The sequence below is a fragment of the Pantoea sp. Sc1 genome (assembly GCF_000255315.1).
Taxonomy (GTDB): domain Bacteria; phylum Pseudomonadota; class Gammaproteobacteria; order Enterobacterales; family Enterobacteriaceae; genus Pantoea; species Pantoea anthophila.
Genome location: NZ_AJFP01000001.1, coordinates 1,715,172 through 1,734,930, shown reverse-complemented (window position 1 = coordinate 1,734,930; position 19,759 = coordinate 1,715,172). Strand labels below are relative to the sequence as shown.

Sequence of the window (19,759 nt, the reverse complement as noted above, 5' to 3'; positions counted from 1 at the left end):
ATATGACCAGCCAGAATCAAACGCTGCAACCGGCTGCACCTCAGGCCCAGGCGATCTCCACCGGCTCGATGCTGGCTCAGGTCAGCAGCGTATTAGCGTTAATTATTTTACTGATTCTGGCCTGCGCCTGGCTGGCACGCCGTGTCGGCTTCGCGCCGAAAAAGGTCAGCAGCCAGGAGCTGAAGCTCACAGCCAGCGTCTCCGTGGGCCAGCGTGAGCGGGTGGTGATTGTGGATACCGCCGATGCCCGTCTGGTGCTGGGCATCACCGCACAGCAGATTACTCACCTGCACACCCTGCCGCCGGGTGAACCGGCGTCAGTGACGCCGGTCAACAGTACACCACAGGATTTTCGTCAGCTGTTACAGAACCTGGTTAAACGTCCCGGAAAAAACCCATGATGCGTCGACTGCTTCCTTTACTGCCACTCCTGTTACTGGCACCGGTTGCCCATGCCCAGCTGCCGGGACTGGTGAGTCATTCGCTGCCTAATGGCGGTCAGAGCTGGTCGCTGCCGGTGCAGACGCTGGTCTTTATCACGGCGCTGACCTTTATTCCGGCGGTGCTGCTGATGATGACCAGCTTCACCCGTATCATCATTGTGTTTGGTCTGCTGCGTAACGCGCTGGGCACGCCCTCGGCCCCGCCGAATCAGGTGCTGCTTGGCCTGTCGCTGTTCCTGACCTTCTTTATCATGGCGCCGACCTTTGACCGGATTTATCAGGATGCCTATCTGCCCTTCAGTCAGGACAAGATCAGCATGGATGTGGCGATTGAGAAAGGAGCCCAGCCGCTGCGTGATTTTATGCTGCGCCAGACGCGTGAAGCGGACTTAGCCCTGTTTGCCCGGCTGGCAAACGTGGCACCGATTGCCGGTCCGGAAGCCGTGCCGATGCGCATTCTGCTGCCCGCTTACGTGACCAGCGAGCTGAAGACCGCGTTCCAGATTGGCTTTACCGTCTTTATCCCGTTTTTGATCATTGACCTGGTCGTCGCCAGCGTGCTGATGGCGCTGGGGATGATGATGGTGCCGCCCGCGACCATCTCACTGCCGTTTAAACTGATGCTGTTTGTTCTGGTCGATGGCTGGCAGCTGCTGGTCGGTTCACTGGCGCAAAGCTTCTACTCCTGATCCCCTTTTCTTCCCGGAGCAACACATGACACCCGAATCAGTAATGGTAATGGGACAGGAAGCGATGCGCGTCGCCCTGATGCTGGCCGCCCCGCTGCTGCTGGCTGCGCTGGTCAGCGGCCTGCTGATCAGCCTGATCCAGGCGGCAACCCAGGTCAACGAACAGACCTTATCCTTTATTCCCAAGATCCTGGCGGTGGCGACCACCGGGATTATTGCCGGCCCGTGGATGCTGAATCTGCTGCTGGACTATATCCGCACCGTCTTTACTAACCTGCCTTACATCATCGGCTGATGATTACTCTCGACAGCAGCCAGCTGGTTCAGTGGGTCAGCCAGTTCTTCTGGCCACTGGTGCGTATCATGGCGTTGTTCGCCACCGCACCGATCCTCAGTGAACGTTCCGTCAGTAAGCGTGTCAAAATCGGACTGGCGGTGATGATCACGTGGCTGCTGATGCCGCTGCTGCCTGCTGTTAATGTCACGCTCTTTTCCCCTGCCGGATTCTGGCTGCTGATCCAGCAGATGCTGATTGGCATCGCACTGGGCTTCACCATGCAGTTTGCCTTCGCAGCCGTGCGCTGCGCCGGGGAAGTGATTGGCCTGCAGATGGGTCTGTCGTTCGCCACCTTTTTCGACCCCGGCAGCCGTCTGAACATGCCGGTGCTGGCCCGCTTTCTCGACATGCTGGCGATGTTACTGTTCCTGACCTTTAACGGACACCTGTGGCTGATGTCGTTACTGGCGGACAGTTTTCATACCCTGCCGATTGGCGGTCACCCGCTGAATGCCAATGCTTTTATGGCGCTGGTGAAATCGGGCGGATTAATTTTCCTTAATGGCATGATGTTAGCGCTGCCCTTAATCGTTTTGTTACTCATGCTAAATCTGGTACTGGGTTTGTTAAACCGCGTTTCACCACAGTTATCGATCTTCGCAATCGGCTTCCCGATTACCTTATCAGTCGGAATTTTAACCATCAGCCTGCTGATGCCCCTTCTCGCCCCGTTCTGTGAGCATTTGTTCGGTGAAGTATTTGATTTACTCGCCCTGTTCCTGACAGAACTATCCCGAACCTGAACATTAACTTTCTAACTATCTTTCCATCACCACACTTAAGTATCGCAAAACCATCCGTGCATTTTCCGAACCATGTTTTCCAGAATGCAACTAAGGATATTCTGATAAATGTGCTGAGAGTCTGAAAATAATTCTTATTAAACCGGGCTTCGCGTATTTTAGTTGGGTGGTTCACAGAAGCTCTCAGACTGTGAATGTGCAGGCAAATCGGTCAAATCATTGAAATTGCGAAGAAAAAAACTTTAACGAATTTTTCTTGTTAAAAAATGTTTTTTCCGGCATTGTCAACGCACGCTGAGACATCACACTTTCGTAAAACAAATGTTTTTGAGAATTGTCCTATCAGAAAACTCCGGGTTTTCAGGGATAGTGACAAGGCTCCCAAAAATTGAGTAATACTTAACCTCCGGCATTTCACTGGCACTCCCCGCCACAGTCGGAGAATGTGTGACGTCAGGGCAGCACAAATTTTTTGCAGAACGGGTCAGGGATGAAGACTTTTACGGGCGATTGCCTGTTACCACACTGCACGAGCAGAATAAAAAAGTACCTAAGAAATCTCTCTCGTATCGCAACGCGTATTCATCGTTGATTTAAACGGATAACAAATTGGTGAGGGTCGCTATTATGCCAACTATTATTATGGATTCCTGCAACTACACACGCCTGGGATTAACAGACTACATGTCTTTGAAAGGAGTTAAGAAGAAAAATATCTCTTCCGTCTCCGACATTGAGCAACTACAGCAGAAATGTGAGCAATTAAATCCTGGTGTCGTATTTATTAATGAAGATTGTTTCATTCATGAATCCGATTCCAGTGAGCGTATCCGCAGCATTATTACGCAGCATCCCGATACACTCTTCTTTATCTTTATGGCGATTAGCAATATCCATTTTGAGGAATATCTCTACGTTCGTAAGAACCTGATTATTACATCAAAATCGATGAAAACGTCGACCCTGGATTCCTTACTCAGTACCTATTTGCAGAAGAAACTCAACCAGTCTGCGCGCATCTCTTCGGGCATGGATGTTCACCCGCTGACGCTGAGCCAGACCGAGTCAAACATGCTGAAAATGTGGATGTCAGGTCATGACACTATTCAGATCTCAGATAAAATGCAAATTAAGGCCAAAACGGTATCGTCACACAAAGGTAATATTAAACGCAAAATCAAAACCCATAATAAACAGGTAATTTATCATGTGGTGCGTTTAACCGATAATGTGACCTCGGGTATTTACGTTAATATTCGCTGATGGTTAAACCAGAAAAACCGGCTCCGATGGGCCGGTTTTTTTTGCTCAGAATTGGGAGCCACCTCTCACTCTTACCGCTAAGTCTTTACTCTCCTTTGCCGATGTTAAGCCTTATAACAACAGCCCTGAGAGAGCAAGGATATGAACACTGCATTAGATAATGATGGACAAAAAAGCGCGGGCATCTGGCAGAACCTCCGCCTGGTACCGCTGTTTAGCCTCATCTTCGGCGGCATTCTGCTGCTGTTTGCACTCTGTATTGGCGTCGCCAGTTACTTTCTTACCTTAAGCAATCACTCCCTCGATGATGCCACCGATGAAATTCAGGTTCGTATGGGGCTCGCCAACAGTTCAAACCATCTGCGTACGGCACGACTGACGATTATTCAGGCCGGTGCGGCCGCCCGCATTGGCGAAATGGATGAGTTTCGCGCGAACGTCGCGGCAGCCGAAAAACGTATCCAGCAGGCCAAAGAGGGCTTTGCGGTCTATGAAGCGCGTAAGGTGAAGTCGCCCTCTGATACCGAACTCGATGCCACGCTGCAGGCACGCTTCAATAACTACATTACTAAAGGCCTGCTGCCGATGATCAATGCCGGTAAGCAGGGCAGCTTTGAGGGGATCATTGCTCAGGAGACGGATGTCACCCGCAAGCTGGATGATGAATATAATCAGGTGCTGCTGAAGGCGATTAAAATCCGGACCGACCGGGCGAATGCCATTACCGCTGAAGCCGATGCGCAGTCACGCATCGGTTTTATTGCAATGGGGGTTGCGTTTGTGGCCGCACTGGTACTGGTTCTGCTGACCTTTGTCTTCCTGCGGCGGATTGTGATCAATCCTTTACGGCAGTCAGTGGAACGCATCGAACGCATCGCGCAGGGCGATCTGACCTCCGCTCCCCTGCCCTGTGGGCGCAGTGAAATCGGTACGCTGATCCATAACCTGCAACTGATGCAGCAGGCACTGGTCACCACGGTTGGAACGGTGCGAGAAGGCGCTGTCGCCATTTATCAGGGGTCCAGCGAAATCTCCGCCGGTAACACCGACCTCTCTTCCCGCACCGAGCAGCAGGCCGCCGCGCTGGAACAGACCGCGGCCAGCATGGAAGAGCTTACCGCCACCGTGAAGCAGAATGCGGAGAACGCGCATCACGCCAGTCAGCTGGCTGCCGATGCCTCCGGCAAGGCCCGCAGCGGCGGCGAGCTGGTCAGCGGTGTGGTGAAAACCATGACCAATATTTCCGGCAGCTCGAAGAAGATTGCGGAGATCACTAACGTCATCAACAGCATTGCGTTTCAGACTAACATCCTGGCGCTGAACGCGGCCGTCGAGGCGGCGCGTGCCGGTGAACAGGGACGCGGCTTTGCGGTGGTCGCCAGCGAAGTGCGGAATCTGGCTCAGCGCAGTGCGCAGGCGGCAAAAGAGATAGAGTCCCTGATTGCCGAGTCGGTCGCACTGATTAATGACGGTTCACAGCAGGTGGGCGCAGCCGGGAATACGATGGGTGAGATTGTCGAGGCGGTGCGTCGGGTGACCGATATTATGTCAGAGATTGCGGCCGCCTCCGACGAGCAGAGCCGCGGGATTCAGCAGGTCAGCCAGGCGGTGACCGAGATGGATAACGTCACTCAGCAGAACGCCTCGCTGGTGGAAGAAGCGACAGCCGCCGCCGCGTCACTGGAGGATCAGGCGGGTAAACTGACCCAGGCCGTCGCCGCCTTCCGCCTGCAGGCTTCACCGGCGGCCACCGCGATGGCTTCCCGTCCGGCTGCGCCGGTTAAAACGGTGGCCGTCGCGCCCCGCCCGGCGCTGGCTGGCAGCAACGAAAACTGGGAAACCTTCTGAGTCATTAAGCAGGGTCGCGGGCGACAGCGCTCAGGCCCCCTTTATGTGCAAAAAGCCGCCTCCGGGAGCCGGAAAGGCGGCTTTTTTATGCGCGTCAGGCTCAGGCGTCGTGGTAAGGCTCAACGAAGATCCCATCCGGCTGATGCGTCTCATTAAAAAACCAGATGCCCAGCGGATAATCTTCGAGCGCAACCAGAAACATTGTGCCCTCGTTGAACGGCTCCATCGCCAGAATGGTGCCCACGCGACGCGGGCCGCCATCCGTTCTGACGCTGACGCGGTCATTTACCTTCATGTCGGTTCTCCTGATGATTTACTGCGTACAGTCTAACCGAAGAACCTGAGGGATGCAGCGCGTTAGCGGCGGGCAATGACCCATACGGCATGGATAATGCCGGGGATATAACCACAGAGGGTCAGCAGGATATTCAGCCAGAACGCGCCGCCAAACCCGACCTGCATGAACACGCCCAGTGGGGGCAGCAGGATAGCGATAATAATTCTTAAGAGGTCCATAACCATTCCTTTAGGTATTGAAAAAATTCAGCTTTATTCTCAATTATAGCTGAATCTACTCTGTTAACAGGAAAAGTCAGGTAAATCTGAGTAAGGATGCCCTTTTTCGATTCTTTAACAGTGCACGGCAGGATTTCTTACGCGCCTGACCGTTACACTCTCCCTGCTGCATCGCCCCCCCGGCAGCGCAGCATTCCTGCAATAACAAGGATTTTGCCCGCACTCTGCGGGCTTTTTTTGATCTGCGATTAACCCTTCCTCGCCTTTCTCTGCCGCCTTCTATACTTACAGTTCTGTTTGCTCTCAGGAGTCTGAAAATGACAGAGGAAAAGCACGACAGCGCGGCGCAGCCAGCCGAACTCAGAGTAGATATGGAAGGATTACTGGCGGCGATTCAGGCCAGAACGTCGGGTGAGATACGGGACGCTATGGAAGCAGGACCGTCGCCACGACGCGAGATTGATGGTCAGGTTTTTCGTTCCGGCGCCGAACTGGGGGAGGCGTTTGAGATCGACATCAGTGACTGTCGCGCCTGTGAAGCTAACCGCTGAAATCGATTTCAAAAAAATACCCGGCATGGAAGCCGGGTAAAAATTCAATTCGTTACACCAGGGAATTCTTAACACCGTTGCAGAATACCTGATTGCCCGAACTGAACAAGTATCAGATATGCACGTTTCTGCAACCGCCCCACTCACGCTGACGCGATACAGGTTAAAAACACCGCGCTGCACAGTCACTTAGCCCTGCACAATTCCTGCATCCCCCACTTTCCTGCGGGCCTGTTTTTAAGAATAATCCTGGATTTCTGGCCGGTGTGGCAGGAAAAAAAGTGTGCGCCATATTCAACTATAATATTGAAAAATCGCTGCTTTAGCGGCGAACGTGATGAAAGGAGCCTGTTCATGCCCGATCTTCAGCACCCCTTAATGGTAATTACCGATTTGGATGGTTCACTGCTCGACCATCACAGCTATCGCTGGGATGCGGCTACGGAATGGCTGACCACACTCCGGGAGCATGCGGTGCCGCTGGTCATCTGCTCCAGCAAGACCGCAGCTGAAATTGTCCCGCTGCAGAAAAAGCTCGGCATCGCCGGTTCCCCCTTTATTGCGGAAAACGGTGCCGTGGTGCAGACCCTGGATCAGCAACGGATTCGTCTGCCTGATAGCGCCCTCAGCTATGAGGCGCTCTGTGAGCGTCTGGCTGGACTGAAAAGCCACTTCCGCTTCACCGGATTTCACGACTTCTCCGATCCGGAGGTGGCCGCCATGACCGGTCTGAGTGAAGCGGATGCGGCCCTCTCCCGTCAGCGGGATGCGTCAGAAGTGGTGGTCTGGCGCGACAGCGATGAGGCCTTTGACCGGTTTCATGAGGCACTGCATGCAGAAGGGCTGGCGCTCACTCAGGGCGGCCGTTTCTGGCATGTGATGCCGGCAGGCAGTGGCAAAGGCGAAGCCCTGCGCTGGCTGCTGGCACACTCTCCCGGCGAGTCACGCGTCACTATCGGACTGGGGGATGGGCCAAACGACGCCCCGATGCTGGATGCGGTGGATTATGCGGTCGTCATCAAAGGCTACAGTAAAACGCCGGTGACCCTCAGCCGCACCGATCAGCAGCAGGTTTATCACACCGCTCACCACGGCCCTGAAGGCTGGCGTGAAGGGCTCGACTATTTTTTGACTCAACCTCAATGAGCTGCCCACGGGCATGAAAAGGATGAAGCGATGAGTGACTTTTATCAGAATGGCGTAATCACCAACTTCCATAACCTCACCCACCGCAGCGTGGAGTCGCTGGAAAAAGAGATGGTTCGCTTTGCCCGCAAACGCAAAATGGGGCTGATCCTGCCGTCGCTGTTTTCCGAACTTGAAGGTCCGGCACTGACCAATATCGTCGATGAGCTGGCGAAGGTGCCCTACCTGGATGAAATTGTGATCGGGCTGGATCGGGCCGACCGCGACCAGTTCCTGTTTGCCCGCGACTTCTTCTCCCGGCTGCCGCAGCGCCACCGTATCCTTTGGAACGATGGCCCGCGCCTGAAGGCGATCGATGCGGAGCTGGATAAAGAGGGGCTCTCCCCCACCAATCCGGGTAAGGGACGCAACGTCTGGTTCTGTACCGGCTACACGCTGGCCTCCGACCGCACCAGCTGTGTGGCCCTGCATGACTGCGATATCGTCACCTATGAGCGCGGCATGCTGGCACGTCTGCTCTACCCGCTGGCGAACCCGGCGTTTCAGTATGAGTTCTGTAAGGGCTTCTATGCGCGCGTGGCCGACGGCAAGCTGAATGGCCGCGTGGGCCGCCTGCTGGTCGGGCCGCTGCTGCGCTCGCTGCAGAAAGTCTATGGCCACTCAGAGTATCTCGATTACCTGTCGAGCTTCCGCTATCCGCTCTCCGGCGAGTTTGCCATGCGCACCCATGTCCTCAACGGCATTAAAATTCCTGGCGACTGGGGACTGGAGATCGGCGTGCTGTCGGAGATTTACCGCAACTACACTACCCGCCAGTCGTGTCAGGTCGAGATCGCCGATAACTATGACCACAAACATCAGCCGCTGGCCGAGGATGATGGCACAGGCGGCCTGAAGCGAATGAGCAGCGACATTGTTCAGTCACTGCTGCGTAAGCTGGCCACCATGGGCGTTCCGCTCACCAGCGACTCATTCCGGGTGCTGAAAGCGACCTACTACCGTAATGCGCTGGATATGATGGAGACTTACAACCACGAAGCGGTCATGAATGGCCTGAAGTTCGATCAGCATGTGGAAGAGGCGGCGGTCGAGATGTTTACACAGTCGATTCTGGAGGCGGGTCAGGCGTTTATCGAGCGTCCCAACGACAAGCCCTTTATTCCGAGCTGGAGCCGCGTCCAGTCAGCGTTTCCTGACGTGCTGCAGCGTATCTATCAGGCGGTAGAGGAGGATAACGACGGTAACGTCTGAGCAGGAGCGGCACAGGGATTGTGTCCGCGTTCACAAGGAGGAGGCGCAGAGCCTCGATAAAGCTTCAGGATAGAAGAAGAGGCCTGCGAAATGGCAGGCCTTTCAGGGATAAAGCGCCGCAGCCTGACAGGCCCGTTCTTCGCGGCGCGCTGCCCGCCTGCGATTCAGCTCGCCAGCTGCTGCTCAGGATTCAGCGCGCAGAGTTCATCGCTGCGAAAGGCTTCACGGCGCACCGCATAGCCGTCGTACCAGCGACACTCGACCATGCCACTGGCGTAGCCGGTCACCACCATGGTGTGCCCTTCTTCCTTGTGCTGAACCTCTTCACTGATTGCGAAAACCATGCTGCGCTCCTTTTTATTAACCTGAGTGATTATTTTCTTTATAGCAGGCGAATGCGGTTCCTGCCTGTTAAGGCACGCATAAAAAGGGCAAATTCGGAATTAAGCAGATGGATATATTGAAAATAAAAAAGCGGATAAAAAATATTATCCGCTTTGATGAGGAACCGACGCTGACGTCAGATTTTACAGCCTTCGCAATCGGCTTCATCACCGAGATCGTCCGGCACTTCGCTGGCTTTTTTCTCTGCTTTCGCTTCCGCCTGCTCAAGCTGTGCGTCAATATCAAATTCAAACATATCGTCGTTCATCGTCATTCTCCTGACCGTAAATCGCAGTGCGCTTTATACCGATTTTCCACGCACTCTGGCAATAAGGTTGACCACTAACAGCACGATCGACCCAATGATAAAACCGAGCACCAGGTTCGCGCCATTGCTGAGCAGCGTCGCAATCCAGCCGCTGAAGCCAGCACTGACCTCTTCAATCAGGTGATGCAGCGGCGTAATGCCATGCACCACAATGCCGCCGCCCACCAGGAACATGGCGATGGTGCCCACGACCGAAAGGATCTTCATCAGCCAGGGTGCCGCCGCCAGCAGCACGCTGCCGATGCCCTGCGCAACGCGCGACGATTTCTCCCGCAGCCAGAAGCCCAGATCATCAATTTTTACGATGGCCGCCACGATGCCGTAGACGCCAATGGTCACCAGAATGGCGATGCCTGCCAGGATAATCACCTGATTGAGCAGCGGCGATTCGGAAACGATGCCCAGGGTAATGGCAACGATTTCGGCCGACAGAATAAAATCGGTGCGCACTGCGCCTTTGATTTTCTTTTTCTCAAACTCTGCCGCGTTCTGCTTCGCCAGTGAATCAAGCCGCTGCTGGCGCGCCTCCGGCGATTTGCTCTGCTTGTCATGCTGCAGGCTGTGCATCACCTTCTCGACCCCTTCATAGCAGAGATAGGCCCCGCCCAGCATCAGCAGCGGCGTAATCAGCCAGGGCGCAAACGCAGAGATAACCAGCGCCAGCGGCACCAGGATCAGTTTGTTCAGAAACGATCCTTTCGCCACGCCCCATACTACCGGCAGCTCCCGGTTGGCTTTCACGCCGGTGACCTGCTGGGCATTCAGCGACAGATCGTCGCCCAGCACGCCGGCCGTTTTTTTCGCCGCCACTTTCCCCATGACGGAAATATCGTCCAGAAGTGTTGCAATATCATCAAGTAAAGTCAGTAAACTGGTTCCCGCCAAAATTGTATCCTTAGTCTGGTTCGTTATGTTGACAACATGGGCAGCGCTCAATTTCCGTTACGGTCATGTCGGCGATGCCCTCACATTCCCACTCCACCCGAATCGTCTCGCCTGCTGTTCCTTCAGCATGCAGGTATTTGCTGACCGGGCTTTCGGTCATGCCGGTGATCTCCTCCGTGGCAATCAGCCTGTCGCCGCTGTAGACCCGCGCAGTGGCGCGGGTATTCACCATCCGCTCGTCGCGAAGCTGGTAAAGGCGTTTTACCGTCAGTTTTATGCTGCTCATCTCAGGCTCCTTCCTGGCCACGGAGAAAAGGTCGATCTAATCAATTATGACTCTGATTAGCAATCAGCGTTGTAATGATGAATGCCCTGATGGTCGATTTCGGCACTCTCCGGCATGACCAGCAGCCACTCCTCCAGCCGCTCCAGCAGATCCTGATCCGCCAGCCGCAGTTTGCCGCGCAGCGCGCACTCCCAGATGATCAACACTTTCCAGCCACTCGCCTGCAGCTGCTGCACATAGCGCCGGTCACGTTCAACATTGCTGTTAATCTTGCCCGTCCAGAACTCTGTGCGGGTAGCCGGCAGTTTAAACAGGTAGCAGTGATGGCGATGCCAGAAGCAGCCATGAACAAAAATAATCGCCTGCTGGTCGTTGAGAACAAAATCGGGCCGTCCCGGCAGGTTTTTATCCTGCACACGAAAGCTGAATCCCCGGTCTTTCAGCAACAGCGCAATACGTTGCTCAATGGCCGTATCCTGAGCGCGAATGGCACGCATATTTTTGCTGCGTGTTTCGCTGGAGTGAACATCAGCCATAGCCTCTCCTTTTTTGCTGGTTCTTCAACTTTAGTCTGCGCCACGAAAAGCGAAAGCTGGCAACCGAACCTTCATAACGTGCGCCGTAAAAACAGACGATTCCGGCGCGCCGGCTCAGGGCACATCGGGGCAATTTCCTCACTGCCTCAGGAGTGATAGCATAGGCGCCTCACTGTTAAGGAAAAACGCATGCATCCCGCCGCCCTCGCTGAACCACTTTCTGCTGCACATTCACTTCCTGAAGCGTCCGATCGCTTACAGCAGGTCCTGGCAATCTATTCGGTTCGTGATCTTACGGCCCGCCTGCAGCAGGCGGGTTTCTCCCGGTGGAGCCCTGCGCTCCTGAACCGGATCCGCCAGGGCAAATGCGCCGTGCCGCCGCTGAGTGAAGCCGAACAGCTTCTGCTGCAGGACCTGCTGCCGGCCCGGCCCGCCCATTATGATAATCCTGAATTTCGCTTTATCGATCTCTTTGCCGGGATTGGCGGCATTCGCAAAGGATTTGAGGCGATAGGCGGTAAGTGTGTCTTCACCAGTGAATGGAACAAAGAGGCGGTTCGCACTTATAAAGCTAACCACTACAGCGATCCGCTGGAGCATCACTTCAATACCGATATCCGTGAGGTCACACAGCCAGCGGGCCTGAGCGACGATGAGGCGATCTATCGCGCTATCGATGCTGCCATCCCCGAACATCAGGTGCTGCTGGCGGGCTTTCCCTGCCAGCCATTCTCACTGGCGGGTGTCAGCAAAAAGAATGCGCTGGGCCGCGCACACGGGTTTGAATGCCAGGTGCAGGGGACGCTGTTTTTCGACGTGGCGCGCATCCTTGCCGCGAAGAAACCGCCCTTCTTCGTGCTGGAGAATGTGAAGAATCTCAAGAGTCACGATAAGGGCCGCACCTTCGCCATTATCATGGAGACGCTGGATGAACTGGGCTATGACGTCGCGGATGCCGGTGACACCAGCCCGGATGCCAAAGTGATCGATGCGCGTCATTTCCTGCCGCAGCATCGCGAACGGATTGTGCTGGTCGGGATCCGCCGTGACCTGAAAAAACAGGATTTCACCCTGCGCGATATCCGCCGCTTCTTCCCGGCTCAGGTCCCTGCGCTGCAGAGCCTGCTGGAGAGCGACCCGGATGACAAATATATCCTCTCGCCGGTGCTCTGGCGCTATCTCTATCAGTATGCGAAAAAGCATAAGGCGAAAGGCAATGGCTTTGGCTTTGGCCTCAACGATCCGCGTAATCCGCACTGCTGCGTGCGCACCCTGTCGGCGCGCTACTATAAAGATGGCTCGGAGATCCTGATTGACCGCGGCTGGGACAGCGCGCTGGGGGAAGCGGAGTTTCACGATGCCGCAAACATGGCGCGCAGACCGCGCCGTTTGTCACCACGCGAATGTGCGCGGCTGATGGGCTTTGATGTACCGGGCCACGAGCCGTTCCGCATCCCGGTCTCAGACACGCAGGCTTACAAGCAGTTTGGTAACTCGGTGGTGGTCCCGGTGTTCGCCGCGGTAGCGCAGCTGCTGCTGCCCCATATCCGTCAGCTGAAACCCTGATTCCTGAAAAGAAAAACCCGTCTGGCGACGGGTTTCATGTTTATTTCTTCTTCTTGCTCTGCTTTTTCAGCAGCAACCGTATCTGTTTCAGTTCGCTGGCGCTTAATCCATCGGCCTGTGCATCAGAAGCGGCTGAGGCTTCCGCCGCCGCTTCGGTAGTGTCCTGATTATCAATCGCCGGATGCGGATGCGTTTCCAGACTGGCCTGCAACCGCTGCACAATCTCCTGACTCATGGAAATCTGGTTTTCCAGCGCCAGCTGTTTAATCGTTTCTTTTAATTCAGGATCAATTTTAATCGTTAAATTAACAGTTTCGGTCATCAGGCAGCTCCTTTTTTGTTATTGCTGACACGCTACCGGATGACCGTTTCGATTAACATACTGTCATAAAAATTTAATATTCACTGCGCAGCGGCGTGAAATCCCGCAGTACGGCCTCGTCCATTCCCACCAGATTTCCCTGAAGCTCTGCATAGAGTTTCGCCATGTAGCGCACCAGGAAATCTGCGTTATGTTCAGCCAGCATCCGCCCCGCTTCCGTGTGCATCGTTTCCGGCAGACGCAGCAGCTTTTTCTGGAAATGATCCAGCGTCCACAGCGCATCATTCAGTTCGCGATCTTTTGCCAGCGGGTCCTGACTGTCGAACAGCGGACGGTTCAGGGCCCCGGCGGTATAGAAAACCCGAGCCAGACCGATGGCGCCCAGCGATTCCAGCCGGTCAGCATCCTGAACGATTTTCGCTTCCAGGGTCTGAGGCGGGATACCGGCGCTGAAACTGTGGGTTTTCACAGCGTGCATCACCGCCTCTATCTTTTCAGCCGGGAAGTCGAGGAAATCCTGCTGCAGGATGCGCTGGGTTTCCGTGGCGGCATAGGTGGAGGCCAGATGACGTTCCGGATGATTCTTCGGCAGATTGACCACATCGTGAAAATAGCAGGCGGTGAGCACCACCAGCGGATCAGCGGGAGTACCGTTCAGGATACGCTGTGCGCTCATCCAGACACGGCGCAGATGGGCGATATCGTGCGCGCCGTCGTCATGGACCCAGTTCGCCTGAAACCAGCTTTCATAACGGGATTGCCAGAGTGTAAGTGACATAGTCTATCTCCCTGTGGTGATCGACAGCAGTTCTCTGTCGTGATCGGTGCGCGAACGTCAGGCCATCATAGCGACTGGCTAATGACATTTTTTTTACAGAGCGGTTGATAAGAGCGGGGCTGCCAGCAATTTCCGGCAGAAAAATGAGATCTGGATCATCTGTATAGCATCTCTGTCAGACAATAACCGCAATTTCATCGGTTTTCAGCCTTTCCTTAATAAATTGTGGCTAAGAAGATTAGTTTAACGGGGGTAATGTTTAATCTGAACAGGATAGCCTTGCCAGAGGGTACGGAAGAGGCTTTTGTCACGTCATTATTTGTAAAAGTGTGGCCGCTGACAGGGGAAAAAATCTGAAAAGGTTCCCATTTTTACCGTTATAACGTACTGTATCCCGGCTATTCGTCGTCTGGCGAAGGTTGCATGATAAGCTCTGGTGCACTTTTTGCATTTTGCGGAATACTGACTACCTCTGTGACAATTTTAAAGTGACTGTCAGGCGACAAATTATTAAGCAAAATGATTTAAAGCTTTTATGATAGTTATGAGATGTGAAGCAAATGGACGTATACAGCAGTAACCGGGTTTTACTAATAACAAGAGGTATTCCATGAAAGAACGGCCGATTCTTTTTTCCGAACAGCGTGTCCGTGCCCTGTTGGTTGGCCAGCAAACGCAAACCCGGCGCATTATGAAAACTCAGGCTTTTGGTCCGGGTCAGGATCATCATGAAGGCGTACACGCTTTTGATGTCAGTGCGAATCATCTGCACGGCTATAAACTGATGTCGATGAGCGACATCAGCTATCACTGTCCTTATGGTAAACCGGGTGATCTGCTGTGGGTACGTGAAACCTGGCGCGGTCCGATGGTGCCGGAGAACGATCTGGCCGAATATGAGCGTGACCCGACGCCGTTCCGCCTGCCGGAATATTGTCAGTACCGCGCCGACAGCAATGAGCTGGGTCAGCACGCGATGAGCACCCCGGAAGCGGAAGAGTTTGGCTGGCAGACCGCCATCCACATGCCGCGCTGGGCCAGCCGCATCAATCTGGAGATCACCGGCGTTCGCGCTGAGAAGATTCAGGATATCAGCGAAGATGACATTATGGCGGAGGGCGTACAGACCGATTCGCACTTCCTCAATAACTTCTTCACCATGAACGTGAACTCAGAATCGCCGAAAGAGGCCTATCGCAAAGCCTGGCAAAAACAGTATGGCGCGACCAGCTGGGAAGTGAATCCCTGGGTCTGGGTGATTGAGTTTCAGCGGGTGGGTCGCAACTAGCCATTCAGCCCTGCGCTTTGCGGGCTGTATCACAGACAACGGCCGCGCTAACGGGTTGAATAGACAGCCCTCAGGCCTGCAGCCGGATCAAAGGTGCCAGCATTCGATGCTGGCATTTTTATATCTGGCGCGTCAGGATAGCGAAAGAGTCCGGTTCTGTGCAGGAGTTGCGATGTTTAAATGGCCCTGGAAAACGCAAAACGACACCCTTCTGGCTGCGCTGCCCTGGCAGCAGGGGCTGGCCCAGCCTATCTTCAGCCTGCTCAGTGAAGACGAACAGCAGGCGCTTACAGCGCTGGCGCAACGCTTCCTGCAACAGAAGAAGCTGGTGCCGCTGGAAGGAACAGCGCTGGATGAACTGCGCAGCGTGCGCATCGCCCTGCTCTTCTCTCTGCCGGTGCTGAAACTGGGTCTGGAGTGGCTGGACGGTTTTCATGATGTGCTGATCTATCCAGAGCCGTTTAAGGTGGACGATCAGTGGCAGGATGAGGATGGGCTGGTTCACAGTGCGCCTGCCGTTCACGCCGGTCAGAGCTGGACGCAGGGGCCGGTGGTGCTTAACTGGCTCGATATTCAGGACTCTTTCGATCTCTCTGGCTTCAATCTGGTGATCCACGAAGTCGCCCACAAACTTGATGCGCGCGGCAGTGGCTACACCAGCGGCGTGCCGGTGATCCCGCTGCGCGACGTGGCGCAATGGGAAAAGGATTTACATGCTGCGATGGCGGAGATAGAGAGTGAAGTCGAGCTGGTCGGTGAACAGGCGGCGACTATCGATCCCTACGCCGCCAGCGATCCGGCTGAGTGCTTCGCCGTACTCTCCGAATACTTTTTTACCGCTCCGGTTCTGCTGGCTGAGCGCTTTCCGGCCATGTATCAGCATCTGCGTCAGTTCTATCAGCAGGATCCCCTGAGCCGAATCGCCACTGACAGCGTACAAATTGCTTAAATCGCGATCGCTTTGTGTTAATCCTAGCCAGTTGAATGATAATGTATTTTTTGCTGTTGACACCTCGGGGCGACCCCGTTAATATTCGCCTCGTTCCAACGATTCCTCTGTAGTTCAGTCGGTAGAACGGCGGACTGTTAATCCGTATGTCACTGGTTCGAGTCCAGTCAGAGGAGCCAGATTAGAAAAAGCAGCTATCCCCGGATAGCTGCTTTTTTGCTTTTCAGATGCCCCACTCTTTGTTCACTTCAACAGCCCTGTTCTCTCGCAACGCTGACTAAACCAGAACACCGTAAATGCTCTCTGCCCTGTCAGAAATCCTTTATCACTGTAAGCGGCAAATAAATACCAGCAGGCCACGCTCTGTGAACTGCTGGCTGCTGATTATTCCGGAATAATCAACACCTGACCTGGCACGATGTTATCCGGACTGCTGAGAATATTTTTGTTGGCCTCGAAGATTTTCATATAATGAGAGGCATCGCTGTAGAATGCTTTTGCAATGGCGCTGAGCGTGTCACCGGATTTTACCGTGTAGGTTCGCTTGCCTGCTGCGGTGATATCAGGCTTATTTTCAACATTCTTATTATCGGTATTTAACAACTCCTCACCTATATTTTTAATACTATCCAGAATGCTCATAATTCTTCTCCCGTTGTTTCCGATACGTTTAATTTAATTAAGAAAATATCATTGCCAGATAAAAGGCAGGCGGCGTACGATACAACCGCTCTTAATTGACGAATTAAACCACAGTTAAACGCTGATAGGATTAATAAAAAATAAAGGATGCAGGAAATGGGTCTATTGTCATGGGTAGTATTTGGGTTGCTGGCCGGCATCATCGCCAGATGTATTATGCCGGGTAAGGAACATATGGGTATTTTCATGACCATGATACTCGGTATTGTGGGTGCGTTGACTGGCGGGTTTGTCAGCACCTTTCTGGGCTTTGGCAAGGTCAGCGGTTTCAATATATACAGCATTGCTATTGCGACAGCGGGATCAGTTATCGTGCTGTTCATCATTCATAAAATCAGAGCCTGCAGGCAGTCTTGAAATCTTTTAAATCGGGGAATAACGGAATGGTTTTACTGGATCAGGTGCTGGCCATGTGCGGCCTGAATAATCAGACCAGTCAGGAAGTGAAAGGTGTGCTGGAGTGGGTTGAGCAGCAAGGCGGTTTACACGCGATTGTGAACCATCTTCAGAGTGGTGAGTACAGTGAGGTAGTGAACTCCTGGCTCGGCAATGAGGAGAATGTTGCCCTGAGCCGTGACATGGTGCAGAAGATGATTCACTCAGAAGCGATTGAGCAACTGGCTGCGCGGATGGGTATCAACACCGATGATGCACTGAATCTGCTGGTGAAATACCTGCCTCAGCTGGTGGACAAGGCTTCAGCGGAAGGTGTCGTTAACAAAAAATTCGACGTGACCGGTGTGATTAGCCAGTTGATGCATTGAGGATGAGATAAAAGGAAGATAAAAGCCTCGTAGTAGTGGCAGGCTTTTATCTTCTGGATTTTGGAGTAGCAAGTAAAAAAGCACTGAATATTATGGTGACGTAATTTTATAAATTATTCAAATTCAGCTACCCAGGAAAATTTATATTCTTCCGCCTTGTTCATCCTGAAACAGGGGGTTTACTGATCAAATGGCTCTTCACCAGGCGCGTTCCGGGCAAGATGGTCCGAAATTATCTGGATACAGTCTCCTGGTTATCATACGGGATGCCAATCGAGTCAACCTTTCTTACCTCTTCTATAGACATAGTTAACCCTGAATACGCCTGTTCAGACTGATTGTTTCAGCTTTTGTTGGTAGGATTTCAGAATCATTTTTAAAACATAGCTTACCGGCTCCCACACATAGTGTAAGCCAGGAAATTAGTCTGCTTCTTTCCGTCAACCAACGTGATGGTGGCGTGCGTGATTAGATAGACTCAACTACCTGTGTAGGGATTCATCAGCAGCAAACGCTTCGCACCAAAAAGATTTGTACTTAATCGAAAAACGGTTTATCTGATACGCCATCCCGCTGAGCCCGCAACACGGAAAAGTTTCTGCTGTTCACCAGACGCAAAAAGGCCCGCTCAGTAAGCGGGCCTTTAACCGGGAAGAGAACAACCACTATTTTTCATGGTAGCGATGCACCGCCGGGTAATATTCCAGCCCATAGAGCTGGCTCAGCGGCAGCAGCAGTTCGACGTTAATATCGCGCCCGGCGTCATCCGCCGCAGGGCCGCTCAGCAGTTGTTCAAACCAGGCTTTCAGTTTCTGTTTCATCTCAGACTCTCCGCATCAGTTGATGCCCTGAGTAAACCTGCTTATCCGCCGGATCTGAACCAAAAATTTCTGCACTGCTTATGCCGGAACTGGCATAACGCGCCCTGCCCGGCCAGCCACCAACCGGATGGCGCCGCTTTACTGCGCGATGAGCGTAACCCAGTTAGCCCCTTTACCGGCGGGAGCTTCTGACACCCGTTTCAGCTCGCCGCTGGCGGGATCGATGGCGTAGCTGCTTATCACTGCGCTTTTCTCTCCACTGACGATCAGCCATTTTCCCTGTGCATCAATCGCGATACTGCGCGGCTGTTTTTCCACCGGCCAGCTGCCGATCAGCGTTAACTCACCAGACGCTTTATCGACCCGGTAGCCGCTGACGGTGCTGGATGTCCGCTCGGTCACATAGATAAAGTGCCCGTCCGGCGTGATGTGAATGTCTGCCGCCCAGATACGTGGCGTGGGATCGCTGTAGCCCGCCGGGCGCTGCTCGCCGTGCTGCAGGTTATAGCGCTTCGCCACCGCATTCGGCCAGCGTTTCAACGCCGTCAGGGAGCCATCCGCCGCCCGCCGGAACTGGGTGATGGTGCCGCTCATCTCCGCGAGGTTATAGACAAAGCGATTATCCGGTGAGATCACCGAATGCCGCGCCCCGCTGTTTTTCTCGCCCTGAACGAACCCTTTACCCAGCGGGGTGATGACGCCATCGTCACTGAAGGCATACTGTAGCACCCGATCGGTGCCCAGGTTGCCGACGTACAGGGCGTGATTGCTGACGTCGGTGATCACGGAATGGGCGTGCGGCCCGGTCTTCACCTCGCCCGTGACCTGCTCCGTCACTCTGCCCTGGTTATCGATCCGGTTGCTGGTGACGATATCGCTGTCATAGGAGGCCGCCAGCAGAAAGTGACCGCGCCTGTCGGTGGTGATCCACGGAAAACTGGCCGCGACCGGTGTCACCGCCATTCTCTGCAGATCGCCATGCGGACGGGTCACGCGCCAGCTGACGATGGCGTAAGGTGGGCTGCGCAGTGCGCCATAGAGGTGCTGGCCATCCGGGCTGGCCGCCAGCGGCATAATCTTTCCCCCGGCGGGGGTCTCGCCGCGCCAGTGCAGGCTGCCAGTGGCCTCATTAAGCGTATAGCGGGAGACGGTGCCCGACTCCGCATTCGAAACATAAACAAAGGTCGTTGCCCATACTGACGGGCTACAGAGCAGCGGCAAAAGTGCCAGCGCCGTTTTAAAACGGTTCATAGAATCACCTTTCTGATTATCGGGTCCGGGCATCCGAAGGACGATAGCCAGACCGGGCGCGTCGCGCATTGTGCAACTGCCTGAACGGTAGCGTAAAAGTCTGGAGATGTGA

25 protein-coding genes, 1 tRNA gene and 1 pseudogene are annotated in these 19,759 nt (G+C 54.0%); 15 read left to right on the top strand and 12 right to left on the bottom strand.

What is annotated here, in order from left to right; all coding sequences use genetic code 11:
- The first annotated feature begins 2 nt into the window (after window positions 1-2).
- The 6 genes from fliO to S7A_RS07965 all read left to right on the top strand — a co-directional run bounded on the left by fliO (window position 3) and on the right by S7A_RS07965 (window position 5,323).
- The gene (fliO, locus tag S7A_RS07990; protein WP_009089547.1) at window positions 3-401 is read left to right on the top strand and encodes a flagellar biosynthetic protein FliO; all 399 of its coding nucleotides are present in this window, start codon (window positions 3-5) and stop codon (window positions 399-401) included.
- Window positions 401-1,132, top strand: a complete 732-nt coding sequence (gene fliP, locus S7A_RS07985; protein WP_009089546.1) for a flagellar type III secretion system pore protein FliP — start codon at window positions 401-403, stop codon at window positions 1,130-1,132. The genes fliO and fliP overlap by 1 nt, the downstream gene beginning before the upstream one ends.
- A gap of 25 nt (window positions 1,133-1,157) precedes the next feature.
- Window positions 1,158-1,427, top strand: a complete 270-nt coding sequence (fliQ, locus tag S7A_RS07980) for a flagellar biosynthesis protein FliQ (protein ID WP_003854466.1) — start codon at window positions 1,158-1,160, stop codon at window positions 1,425-1,427.
- A complete protein-coding gene (gene fliR / locus S7A_RS07975) occupies window positions 1,427-2,212 on the top strand; it encodes a flagellar biosynthetic protein FliR (protein ID WP_009089544.1) in 786 nt (261 codons plus the stop codon). Before fliQ ends, fliR begins: the two co-directional genes overlap by 1 nt.
- A gap of 627 nt (window positions 2,213-2,839) precedes the next feature.
- Entirely contained in the window at window positions 2,840-3,475 is a 636-nt protein-coding gene (gene rcsA, locus S7A_RS07970) for a transcriptional regulator RcsA (RefSeq protein ID WP_009089542.1), read from the top strand.
- A gap of 141 nt (window positions 3,476-3,616) precedes the next feature.
- Window positions 3,617-5,323, top strand: coding sequence for a methyl-accepting chemotaxis protein (locus tag S7A_RS07965; RefSeq protein WP_009089540.1), 1,707 nt, complete (start codon window positions 3,617-3,619; stop codon window positions 5,321-5,323).
- A 100-nt stretch (window positions 5,324-5,423) separates the two neighbouring features.
- Here S7A_RS07965 and dsrB read toward each other — a convergent pair whose 3' ends face one another.
- Complete coding sequence (gene dsrB, locus S7A_RS07960; RefSeq protein WP_009089538.1) at window positions 5,424-5,618, bottom strand: protein DsrB; 195 nt, start codon at window positions 5,616-5,618, stop codon at window positions 5,424-5,426.
- 62 nt (window positions 5,619-5,680) lie between these two features.
- Window positions 5,681-5,839 (bottom strand): YqaE/Pmp3 family membrane protein, encoded by a 159-nt coding sequence (locus S7A_RS20765; RefSeq protein ID WP_009089537.1) that lies wholly within the window; start codon window positions 5,837-5,839, stop codon window positions 5,681-5,683.
- Window positions 5,840-6,156: 317 nt separating this feature from the next.
- On the opposite strand from S7A_RS20765, the gene S7A_RS07950 reads away from it, so the two are divergent.
- The 3 genes from S7A_RS07950 to S7A_RS07940 all read left to right on the top strand — a co-directional run bounded on the left by S7A_RS07950 (window position 6,157) and on the right by S7A_RS07940 (window position 8,787).
- A complete protein-coding gene (locus S7A_RS07950; protein ID WP_009089534.1) occupies window positions 6,157-6,390 on the top strand; it encodes a DUF2525 domain-containing protein in 234 nt (77 codons plus the stop codon).
- A 354-nt stretch (window positions 6,391-6,744) separates the two neighbouring features.
- Window positions 6,745-7,536 (top strand): mannosyl-3-phosphoglycerate phosphatase-related protein, encoded by a 792-nt coding sequence (locus tag S7A_RS07945; protein ID WP_009089533.1) that lies wholly within the window; start codon window positions 6,745-6,747, stop codon window positions 7,534-7,536.
- A gap of 30 nt (window positions 7,537-7,566) precedes the next feature.
- Entirely contained in the window at window positions 7,567-8,787 is a 1,221-nt protein-coding gene (locus tag S7A_RS07940; protein ID WP_009089531.1) for a glycosyl transferase, read from the top strand.
- Window positions 8,788-8,951: 164 nt separating this feature from the next.
- On the opposite strand, the gene S7A_RS07935 is transcribed toward S7A_RS07940, so the two are convergent.
- From S7A_RS07935 to S7A_RS07920, 5 genes are all read right to left on the bottom strand, one after another.
- Window positions 8,952-9,131, bottom strand: a complete 180-nt coding sequence (locus S7A_RS07935; RefSeq protein WP_009089530.1) for a YodC family protein — start codon at window positions 9,129-9,131, stop codon at window positions 8,952-8,954.
- A 176-nt stretch (window positions 9,132-9,307) separates the two neighbouring features.
- Window positions 9,308-9,439, bottom strand: coding sequence for a hypothetical protein (locus S7A_RS21730; protein WP_003854444.1), 132 nt, complete (start codon window positions 9,437-9,439; stop codon window positions 9,308-9,310).
- Window positions 9,440-9,472: 33 nt separating this feature from the next.
- Window positions 9,473-10,384, bottom strand: coding sequence for a DUF808 domain-containing protein (locus S7A_RS07930; protein ID WP_009089528.1), 912 nt, complete (start codon window positions 10,382-10,384; stop codon window positions 9,473-9,475).
- Between the two features lie 10 nt (window positions 10,385-10,394).
- Window positions 10,395-10,670, bottom strand: a complete 276-nt coding sequence (locus S7A_RS07925) for a hypothetical protein (RefSeq protein ID WP_009089527.1) — start codon at window positions 10,668-10,670, stop codon at window positions 10,395-10,397.
- Between the two features lie 56 nt (window positions 10,671-10,726).
- Window positions 10,727-11,206: a very short patch repair endonuclease gene (locus S7A_RS07920; protein WP_009089525.1), complete on the bottom strand. Its 480-nt coding sequence runs from the start codon at window positions 11,204-11,206 to the stop codon at window positions 10,727-10,729.
- Between the two features lie 189 nt (window positions 11,207-11,395).
- Here S7A_RS07920 and dcm point away from each other — a divergent pair, with 189 nt between their 5' ends.
- Window positions 11,396-12,772 carry a DNA (cytosine-5-)-methyltransferase gene (dcm, locus tag S7A_RS07915; protein ID WP_009089524.1) on the top strand — a complete coding sequence of 459 codons (1,377 nt, stop codon included), beginning with the start codon at window positions 11,396-11,398 and terminating at the stop codon, window positions 12,770-12,772.
- Window positions 12,773-12,812: 40 nt separating this feature from the next.
- Here dcm and S7A_RS07910 read toward each other — a convergent pair whose 3' ends face one another.
- Both S7A_RS07910 and S7A_RS07905 read right to left on the bottom strand, forming a co-directional pair.
- Window positions 12,813-13,094: an Arc family DNA-binding protein gene (locus tag S7A_RS07910; RefSeq protein WP_009089522.1), complete on the bottom strand. Its 282-nt coding sequence runs from the start codon at window positions 13,092-13,094 to the stop codon at window positions 12,813-12,815.
- A gap of 73 nt (window positions 13,095-13,167) precedes the next feature.
- Window positions 13,168-13,872: a phosphohydrolase gene (locus S7A_RS07905; RefSeq protein ID WP_009089521.1), complete on the bottom strand. Its 705-nt coding sequence runs from the start codon at window positions 13,870-13,872 to the stop codon at window positions 13,168-13,170.
- A 610-nt stretch (window positions 13,873-14,482) separates the two neighbouring features.
- Between S7A_RS07905 and S7A_RS07900 the strand changes: the two genes are divergently transcribed.
- The 3 genes from S7A_RS07900 (at window position 14,483) to S7A_RS07890 (ending at window position 16,288) form a co-directional block, all read left to right on the top strand.
- Window positions 14,483-15,160: a hypothetical protein gene (locus S7A_RS07900; protein WP_009089519.1), complete on the top strand. Its 678-nt coding sequence runs from the start codon at window positions 14,483-14,485 to the stop codon at window positions 15,158-15,160.
- A gap of 172 nt (window positions 15,161-15,332) precedes the next feature.
- Window positions 15,333-16,109, top strand: a complete 777-nt coding sequence (gene mtfA, locus S7A_RS07895) for a DgsA anti-repressor MtfA (RefSeq protein WP_009089517.1) — start codon at window positions 15,333-15,335, stop codon at window positions 16,107-16,109.
- 103 nt (window positions 16,110-16,212) lie between these two features.
- Window positions 16,213-16,288: transfer RNA gene (locus S7A_RS07890), tRNA-Asn, on the top strand.
- A 205-nt stretch (window positions 16,289-16,493) separates the two neighbouring features.
- Here the strand turns inward: S7A_RS07890 and S7A_RS21605 are convergent.
- A pseudogene (locus tag S7A_RS21605) lies at window positions 16,494-16,667 on the bottom strand (LysM peptidoglycan-binding domain-containing protein); the annotation flags it as partial.
- 240 nt (window positions 16,668-16,907) lie between these two features.
- Between S7A_RS21605 and S7A_RS07880 the strand changes: the two are divergent.
- A complete protein-coding gene (locus S7A_RS07880; RefSeq protein ID WP_009089513.1) occupies window positions 16,908-17,168 on the top strand; it encodes a GlsB/YeaQ/YmgE family stress response membrane protein in 261 nt (86 codons plus the stop codon).
- Complete coding sequence (locus S7A_RS07875; RefSeq protein ID WP_369750591.1) at window positions 17,165-17,575, top strand: YidB family protein; 411 nt, start codon at window positions 17,165-17,167, stop codon at window positions 17,573-17,575. Before S7A_RS07880 ends, S7A_RS07875 begins: the two co-directional genes overlap by 4 nt.
- A 665-nt stretch (window positions 17,576-18,240) precedes the next feature.
- Here the strand turns inward: S7A_RS07875 and S7A_RS21480 are convergent.
- Window positions 18,241-18,396 carry a hypothetical protein gene (locus S7A_RS21480; protein ID WP_009089509.1) on the bottom strand — a complete coding sequence of 52 codons (156 nt, stop codon included), beginning with the start codon at window positions 18,394-18,396 and terminating at the stop codon, window positions 18,241-18,243.
- A gap of 138 nt (window positions 18,397-18,534) precedes the next feature.
- Window positions 18,535-19,647, bottom strand: coding sequence for a beta-propeller fold lactonase family protein (locus S7A_RS07870; protein ID WP_033736518.1), 1,113 nt, complete (start codon window positions 19,645-19,647; stop codon window positions 18,535-18,537).
- Window positions 19,648-19,759 lie beyond the last annotated feature (112 nt).

Excerpts from the sequence above, each read along its gene's own strand:
- fliO (WP_009089547.1), top strand. The coding sequence starts at position 3 with ATGACCAGCCAGAATCAAACGCTGCAACCGGCTGCACCTCAGGCCCAG.
- fliP (WP_009089546.1), top strand. The coding sequence starts at position 401 with ATGCGTCGACTGCTTCCTTTACTGCCACTCCTGTTACTGGCACCGGTT.
- fliQ (WP_003854466.1), top strand. The coding sequence starts at position 1,158 with ATGACACCCGAATCAGTAATGGTAATGGGACAGGAAGCGATGCGCGTC.
- fliR (WP_009089544.1), top strand. The coding sequence starts at position 1,427 with ATGATTACTCTCGACAGCAGCCAGCTGGTTCAGTGGGTCAGCCAGTTC.
- rcsA (WP_009089542.1), top strand. The coding sequence starts at position 2,840 with ATGCCAACTATTATTATGGATTCCTGCAACTACACACGCCTGGGATTA.
- S7A_RS07965 (WP_009089540.1), top strand. The coding sequence starts at position 3,617 with ATGAACACTGCATTAGATAATGATGGACAAAAAAGCGCGGGCATCTGG.
- dsrB (WP_009089538.1), bottom strand. The coding sequence starts at position 5,618 with ATGAAGGTAAATGACCGCGTCAGCGTCAGAACGGATGGCGGCCCGCGT.
- S7A_RS20765 (WP_009089537.1), bottom strand. The coding sequence starts at position 5,839 with ATGGACCTCTTAAGAATTATTATCGCTATCCTGCTGCCCCCACTGGGC.
- S7A_RS07950 (WP_009089534.1), top strand. The coding sequence starts at position 6,157 with ATGACAGAGGAAAAGCACGACAGCGCGGCGCAGCCAGCCGAACTCAGA.
- S7A_RS07945 (WP_009089533.1), top strand. The coding sequence starts at position 6,745 with ATGCCCGATCTTCAGCACCCCTTAATGGTAATTACCGATTTGGATGGT.
- S7A_RS07940 (WP_009089531.1), top strand. The coding sequence starts at position 7,567 with ATGAGTGACTTTTATCAGAATGGCGTAATCACCAACTTCCATAACCTC.
- S7A_RS07935 (WP_009089530.1), bottom strand. The coding sequence starts at position 9,131 with ATGGTTTTCGCAATCAGTGAAGAGGTTCAGCACAAGGAAGAAGGGCAC.
- S7A_RS21730 (WP_003854444.1), bottom strand. The coding sequence starts at position 9,439 with ATGAACGACGATATGTTTGAATTTGATATTGACGCACAGCTTGAGCAG.
- S7A_RS07925 (WP_009089527.1), bottom strand. The coding sequence starts at position 10,670 with ATGAGCAGCATAAAACTGACGGTAAAACGCCTTTACCAGCTTCGCGAC.
- S7A_RS07920 (WP_009089525.1), bottom strand. The coding sequence starts at position 11,206 with ATGGCTGATGTTCACTCCAGCGAAACACGCAGCAAAAATATGCGTGCC.
- dcm (WP_009089524.1), top strand. The coding sequence starts at position 11,396 with ATGCATCCCGCCGCCCTCGCTGAACCACTTTCTGCTGCACATTCACTT.
- S7A_RS07910 (WP_009089522.1), bottom strand. The coding sequence starts at position 13,094 with ATGACCGAAACTGTTAATTTAACGATTAAAATTGATCCTGAATTAAAA.
- S7A_RS07905 (WP_009089521.1), bottom strand. The coding sequence starts at position 13,872 with ATGTCACTTACACTCTGGCAATCCCGTTATGAAAGCTGGTTTCAGGCG.
- S7A_RS07900 (WP_009089519.1), top strand. The coding sequence starts at position 14,483 with ATGAAAGAACGGCCGATTCTTTTTTCCGAACAGCGTGTCCGTGCCCTG.
- mtfA (WP_009089517.1), top strand. The coding sequence starts at position 15,333 with ATGTTTAAATGGCCCTGGAAAACGCAAAACGACACCCTTCTGGCTGCG.
- S7A_RS07880 (WP_009089513.1), top strand. The coding sequence starts at position 16,908 with ATGGGTCTATTGTCATGGGTAGTATTTGGGTTGCTGGCCGGCATCATC.
- S7A_RS21480 (WP_009089509.1), bottom strand. The coding sequence starts at position 18,396 with ATGAAACAGAAACTGAAAGCCTGGTTTGAACAACTGCTGAGCGGCCCT.
- S7A_RS07870 (WP_033736518.1), bottom strand. The coding sequence starts at position 19,647 with ATGAACCGTTTTAAAACGGCGCTGGCACTTTTGCCGCTGCTCTGTAGC.